3 protein-coding genes and 1 tRNA gene are annotated in these 7,150 nt (G+C 63.1%); 3 read left to right on the plus strand and 1 reads right to left on the minus strand.

Features of this window, described 5'->3' with window-relative positions; translation table 11 throughout:
- Positions 1–58: 58 nt before the first annotated feature.
- From EUU22_RS16205 to EUU22_RS16215, 3 genes are all read left to right on the plus strand, one after another.
- Complete coding sequence (locus EUU22_RS16205; protein WP_129333015.1) at positions 59–2,155, plus strand: bifunctional rhamnulose-1-phosphate aldolase/short-chain dehydrogenase; 2,097 nt, start codon at positions 59–61, stop codon at positions 2,153–2,155.
- A gap of 191 nt (positions 2,156–2,346) precedes the next feature.
- The gene (gene rhaI / locus EUU22_RS16210) at positions 2,347–3,639 is read left to right on the plus strand and encodes an L-rhamnose catabolism isomerase (protein ID WP_129333016.1); all 1,293 of its coding nucleotides are present in this window, start codon (positions 2,347–2,349) and stop codon (positions 3,637–3,639) included.
- A 281-nt stretch (positions 3,640–3,920) separates the two neighbouring features.
- Positions 3,921–6,527 (plus strand): DNA translocase FtsK, encoded by a 2,607-nt coding sequence (locus EUU22_RS16215; protein ID WP_129333017.1) that lies wholly within the window; start codon positions 3,921–3,923, stop codon positions 6,525–6,527.
- Positions 6,528–7,052: 525 nt separating this feature from the next.
- Here EUU22_RS16215 and EUU22_RS16225 read toward each other — a convergent pair.
- Positions 7,053–7,129, minus strand: a tRNA-Met gene (locus tag EUU22_RS16225).
- Between the last annotated feature and the right edge of the window lie 21 nt (positions 7,130–7,150).

Raw genomic sequence — 7,150 nt, forward strand, 5'->3', positions numbered from 1 at the left:
AGAAGGAGATGGGTCCCGGTCGGGTTACCCATGAATCGACACGCACAGGGAGGAAGCAATGACGGGCCAAACCCGCCTTCTCGAAAACCGTTGGGACGACGCCTACGCCGCAAAGCTCAACGAGCCCGGCAAGCTGCTTTACCGCTCCAACCTCTTGGGCGCCGACAAGCGCATCACCAACTTTGGCGGCGGCAACACCTCCGCAAAGGTCATGGAAACCGATCCGCTGACCGGCGAAAAGGTCCGCGTCATGTGGGTCAAGGGCTCGGGCGGCGACGTTGGCACCATCAAGCTCGACGGTTTCGCCACCCTCTACATGGACAAGCTCGAGGCGCTGAAGACGCTTTACAAGGGCGTCGAGGACGAGGACCGCATCGTTGGCTTCCTGCCCCACTGCACCTTCAACCTGAACCCGCGCGCCGCCTCGATCGACACCCCGCTGCACGGTTTCGTGCCGTTCACCCATGTCGACCACATGCACCCGGATGCGATCATTGCGATCGCCGCTTCGAAGAACTCGAAGGAACTGACGCAGAGGATCTTCGGCGCCGACATCGGCTGGCTGCCCTGGCGTCGCCCCGGCTTCCAGCTCGGCCTCGACCTCGAAGCCTTCGTCAAGGCGAACCCGACCGCAAAGGGCGTCGTGCTCGAAAGCCACGGCCTGTTCACCTGGGCGAACGACGCCAAGGAATGCTACCTGCTGACGCTCGAGATCATCAACAAGGCGATCGAGTGGTTCGCCGAGGAAACCGAAGGCAAGACGATCTTCGGCGGCGCGGTGACCAAGAGCCTTCCGCAGGCCGAACGCCGCGCGATCGCCGCCAAGCTGATGCCGGAAATCCGCGGTCGCATCGGCAAGGCCGAACGCAAGCTCGGTCACTTCGACGACCAGGCCGCCGTGCTTGAATTCGTCAACTCGAAGGACCTGAAGCCGCTGGGTTCGCTCGGCACCTCCTGCCCCGACCACTTCCTGCGCACCAAGATCCGCCCGCTGATCGTCGATTTCGATCCGGCAAAGCCCGATGCCGACGCCGTGATCGCCGGCCTCGACAAGGCGCTCGAAGATTACCGCGCCAACTACACACGCTATTACGAGACCTGCAAGCACGACAACTCGCCTGCCATGCGTGACCCGAACCCGGTCATCTTCCTGGTTCCGGGCGTCGGCATGCTGTCCTTCGCCAAGGACAAGGCGACCGCCCGCATCGCCGGCGAATTCTACGTCAACGCCATCAACGTCATGAAGGGCGCCTCGACGGTTTCCGAGTATCAGGGCCTGCCCGAACAGGAAGCCTTCGACATCGAATACTGGCTGCTCGAGGAAGCCAAGCTCCAGCGCATGCCGAAGCCGAAATCGCTGGCCGGCCGCGTGGCCTTCGTCACCGGCGGCGCCGGCGGCATCGGCCGGGCGACGGCCGAGCGCCTGATGTCCGAAGGCGCCTGCGTGGTGCTCGCCGACATCGACGCCAATGCATTGGCCGACACGCTCGCCGACTTCTCCAAGCGCTACGGCGGCGACAGCGTCCGCTCCGTCACGCTAGACGTGACGAAGGAAGAAGCCGTCACGTCCACCTTTGCCGAAGCCTGCGTCGAATTCGGCGGCGTCGACATCCTCGTTTCCAACGCCGGCATCGCCTCTTCGGCACCGGTCGAGGACACCACGCTTCAGATGTGGAACAAGAACATCGACATCCTGGCGACGGGCTACTTCCTCGTTTCGCGCGAGGCATTCCGCCTGTTCCGCCGTCAGGCGATCGGCGGCAACATCGTCTTCGTCGCGTCGAAGAACGGTCTTGCCTCCTCGCCGAACGCATCCGCCTATTGCACCGCCAAGGCCGCCGAGATCCATCTCGCCCGCTGCCTGGCGCTGGAAGGCGCCGATGCCGGGATCCGTGTCAACACGGTCAACCCCGATGCCGTGCTGCGCGGTTCCAAGATCTGGAACGGCGAATGGCGCGAACAGCGGGCGGCATCCTCGAAGATCGAGGTCACCGATCTGGAGGAGCACTACCGCAAGCGGTCGATGCTGAAGCTCAATGTCTTCCCGGAAGACATCGCAGAAGCGATCTACTTCCTCGCCTCTGATCTCTCGGCCAAGTCAACCGGCAACATCATCAATGTCGATGCCGGCAACGCCCAGAGCTTCACGCGCTGAGCAAGCTTTAGCACCCCCTCTGCCCTGCCGGGCATCTCCCCCACAAGGGGGGAGAAGAACAGGAGTTGACCGAGCGTAACCGCGATGACTTTGCTTGGCGCAAAAGGCATCGGCAAACGCGAGTTAAGTCTCCCTCTTGTGGGGGAGATGTCACTAAGTGACAGAGGGGGAATACCTTTGGGAGGAAAGCCATGACCAATCAGCAAATCGCCGCCGACGTCATCGCGGCCGAAAACGAAAAGCGCGCGGCCGCGCTCAAGTCCGACTATTCGGCGCTCGGCGAAAAGCTCGCCCGCACCGGCACCGACATCGACGCCGTCACAAGCAAGGTCGCCGAATTCTTCGTCGCCGTTCCCTCCTGGGGTGTGGGCACCGGCGGCACCCGTTTTGCCCGCTTCCCCGGCCTTGGCGAGCCGCGCCATATCTTCGACAAGCTGGAAGACTGCTCGGTCATCAACGAACTGACCCGTGCCACGCCAACCGTGTCGCTGCACATTCCGTGGGACAAGGCGGACCCGAAAGAGCTGAAGGCAAAGGGAGATGCGCTGGGCTTAGGCTTCGACGCCATGAACTCCAATACCTTCTCGGACACGCCGGACCAGGCCCATTCCTACAAGTATGGCTCGCTGAGCCATGTCGATGCGGCAACTCGCGCCCAGGCCGTCGAGCACAACATCGAATGCATCGAGCTTGGCAATGCCATCGGCTCGAAGGCGCTGACCGTCTGGATCGGCGACGGCTCGAATTTCCCCGGCCAGTCGAATTTCACCCGCCAGTTCGAGCGCTACCTCGCCTCCATGGCAGACATCTACAAGGCCCTGCCCGACGACTGGCGGCTGTTCTCCGAACACAAGATGTACGAACCGGCCTTCTATTCGACCGTCGTGCAGGACTGGGGCACCAACTTCCTGATCGCCCAGACGCTCGGGGACAAGGCCTTCTGCCTCGTCGACCTCGGGCATCACGCGCCCAACACCAATATCGAGATGATCGTCGCCCGGCTGATCCAGTTCGGCAAGCTTGGCGGTTTCCACTTCAACGACTCGAAATACGGTGACGATGACCTCGACGCCGGCTCGGTCGAGCCCTACCGCCTGTTCCTCGTCTTCAACGAACTGGTTGACGCCGAGCATCGCGGCGTGAAGGGCTTCCATCCGGCCCACATGATCGACCAGAGCCACAATGTGACGGATCCGATCGAGAGCCTGATCTCCAGCGCCAACGAGATCCGCCGCGCCTATGCCCAGGCGCTGCTCGTCGACCGCACCGCACTGGAAGGCTTCCAGAACGACAACGATGCGCTGATGGCGACGGAAACGCTCAAGCGCGCCTATCGCACGGATGTAGAGGCGATCCTCGCCGAAGCCCGCCGCCGAGCCGGCGGTGCGATCGATCCGGTCGCCACCTATCGCGCCAGCGGCTACCGTGCCCGGGTCGCCTCCGAGCGCCCGGCCGTCAAGGGCGGCTCCGGCGGCATCGTCTGATCCACGTGATACCGAAACCAAAAAAGAACGTCGACACGACGCGCTCCGGCCATTCCGGAGCGCGTTTGCATGCACATCAGATGACCATCCGGCTTTCCTTCGTCTTCCGCCGGACGCAAGTGAAAACCAGTGTGGCACGGTCGCCGCACCTCGCAATTTGCCGACCCTGCAGGCGGGGAAAGAGCACTCTCCGGCAGGCTTCGGCAAGACCTGGTTAACCTTTATTTTCTAGTAAGATTGGCAGTGCCCGTTGTTCGTGTTCGAGAGATGTGCAGGTAGCCATGCGTTTCAGCCGTTCCAATTTCTCACGCCTTTCCAATGACTTGAAAGACGAACAGGCGGACGGCGAAGTCGGACGTACCAAGGCGAAAATGCCGGCGCCCCCCCAGATGCCGACTTCGAGCGAAACGGCGCGCAATACCGATTCGATTGCCGCCAGCGAGATCGAGGGCCGCGGCGACGCCCCGATCTGGCAGAGGGCTTTCGTGCTCGGACCGAACGTTCGCTTCACCCGCACGCCCGATACTGCACTGCCGAAGCGCGCCACGCCGGCCGACCCCGCGCCGGCAGGGATCATGAGCACACCCTCCCCTGCCCCCGAACCTTCTGCCACCGCTCCGATGGCGCCGGTCAGACTGCCGTCTGTCGCGGCGGAAAACTCCACGCCGATAGTCGCACAGCCGGAATTCCTTCCGCAGCCGCCGGATGCCACCGGCGCACGCGCCCTCAGCTACCGGCTCCGTCGCGAACTCGCCCGAAGCAGGCAGACCGAGGAGGCACCCGCCGAGGCCTCCGCGACGCAGGAGAACCTGCCGGCCGCCGCAACGATCGCACAGGCGATGAAGATGACTGCGGTCACACATCTCGACCTTGCGCAGAATGACGCGGCAGAACATCCGATAACGCCGGCGGCACCGATCCCCTCGCCGGCTGACGCCCATTCCTTGCCGCTGACCGCGTTCATCTCCGATCACGTTTTCTGGGAAGCGATGTCGGAACCAAATGACGAGACGGAAAGCACCGATCTCCTGCTTCAGGTTGCTCCACCCGTAGCAGCCGTTGTGGCCGCGTCAGCCGCCATTCCGACCCCGGTCATCGCGACAGCGGCGGTAGCGAAAAGGCCGGTCCTCGCACCGCCCACCGCCGACGCAGGCTGGTCGGTCACGTCGCTCTACCGGGAAGTCGGCCTTGACCGGATCAGCCACGCCCTCCCAGGTGCTGCCACCGCTGCCGAGGCGATACCGGTATTCCCGACGGCGCCTGAAGCAGGGGCCGTTCCGTCGGTAGCGAAGGATGCCGCCGAACAATCCCCGATCCGTAATCGCACCGCGAGTGCCCGAACGGTATCGGAAGGGGAATACGATTTTCCCTCGACTGATCTCCTGCAACTGCCGCAGTCTCAGGAGACGCACATCCTCTCACCCGAAGCGCTGGAGCAGAGCGCCGGCCTCCTGGAAAGCGTTCTCGAAGATTTCGGCGTCAAGGGCGAGATCATCGACGTTCGCCCCGGTCCCGTCGTCACGCTCTACGAGTTCGAGCCCGCACCCGGCGTCAAGTCCTCGCGCGTCATCGGTCTTTCCGACGACATCGCCCGCTCGATGTCGGCGCTCTCCGCCCGCGTCGCCGTTGTGCCCGGCCGCAACGTGATCGGTATCGAACTGCCGAACCCTGTCCGCGAGACCGTCTACTTCCGCGAACTCATCGAATCGCGGGACTATACAGAAACCCGCTTCCAGCTGCCGGTCTGCCTCGGCAAGACGATCGGCGGGGAACCGGTCATCGCCGAACTGGCGAAGATGCCGCATCTGCTGGTTGCCGGCACGACCGGCTCGGGCAAGTCGGTCGCCATCAACACGATGATCCTGTCGCTGCTCTATCGGCTCAAGCCGGAGGAGTGCCGTCTGATCATGGTCGATCCGAAGATGCTCGAACTTTCCGTCTATGACGGAATCCCGCATCTTCTCACCCCGGTCGTGACCGACCCGAAGAAGGCGGTGATGGCGCTGAAGTGGGCCGTGCGCGAGATGGAAGACCGCTATCGCAAGATGTCGCGGCTCGGCGTGCGCAACATCGACGGCTACAACGGCCGCGCCGCCGCCGCCCGCGCCAGGGGCGAGACCATCCTCTGCACGATCCAGACGGGCTTCGACCGGTCGACCGGCGAGGCGATCTACGAGCAGGAGAAAATGGACCTCTCCCCGATGCCGTACATCGTCGTCATCGTCGACGAGATGGCAGATCTCATGATGGTCGCCGGCAAGGAGATCGAAGGCGCGATCCAGCGGCTCGCGCAGATGGCCCGCGCCGCGGGCATCCACCTGATCATGGCGACGCAGCGCCCGTCGGTCGATGTCATCACCGGCACGATCAAGGCAAATTTCCCGACACGCATTTCCTTCCAGGTGACGTCGAAAATCGATAGCCGTACCATTCTCGGTGAACAGGGCGCCGAGCATCTGCTCGGCCAGGGCGACATGCTGCATATGATGGGCGGCGGCCGCATTGCGCGCGTGCATGGCCCGTTCGTCTCCGACCACGAGGTGGAGAAGGTGGTCGCACACCTGAAGACCCAAGGGCGCCCGGAATACCTGGGTACTGTGACGGAGGATGCCGACGAAACCGAGACAGAAGAAGACGAAGCAGTCTTCGACCGCTCCGCCATGGGCGAGGAGGATGCCACCGACCTCTACGACAAGGCGGTAAAGATCGTCATGCGCGACAAGAAATGCTCGACGTCCTACATCCAGCGCAAGCTCTCCATCGGTTACAACCGGGCGGCATCACTCGTGGAACGGATGGAGCAGGAAGGGCTCGTGGGTCCGGCCAATCACGTCGGAAAGCGCGCGATCATCGCCGATGGCTCAGAGCGCGGCGACGGCGCCGTCTGACGGAAACTCGAGTTCGGTGCGGCCGCGCCGGCAGTGGCCGGCCCAGACATGTAACCCACAAGGGCCTCGACGAGCGCGCGGGCGAAGCCCGGAGGCGTCTCTTTCCCATTTCCGGCCGGTCAGTCGGCAGGTCGCTTGCGACGCCCTCACTTCTGGTCGACACGACAAAACATCTGCCGATCATCGCAGTCCACCCATGCGGGAAGCGCATGGCGCAGAACACACAGCGCACATTCGCCGACAGTCGTCCCGGCCGGTGCGGGAAACACGGGCCGGTCCGCGATCGCGCTCAATTCCAGCTCTGTTCATCCCCGCGCATGTGGGGCCCTCGAGCTTTGCGGAGGAACACTTTCTGCAGCTGAACGGGATGCTGGTCCACCTGACCTGATGTGGTGGACCAGTATCTCATGGCACGGCAGATGTCGGGCGAGATCGACACCGATCTTAAACAAAAAAAGCTCCTCGACGCATACGCGGAGGAGCTTTCTGTTAAGCGACTTGAATGGCAAAATATTCAAGTTTCATTGGTTGCGGGGGCAGGATTTGAACCTGCGGCCTTCAGGTTATGAGCCTGACGAGCTACCGGGCTGCTCCACCCCGCGTTACTCTTTGAAGCAAAAAGG

The sequence above is a fragment of the Ciceribacter ferrooxidans genome (assembly GCF_004137355.1).
In the GTDB taxonomy this organism is placed as follows: Bacteria; Pseudomonadota; Alphaproteobacteria; order Rhizobiales; family Rhizobiaceae; genus Allorhizobium; species Allorhizobium ferrooxidans.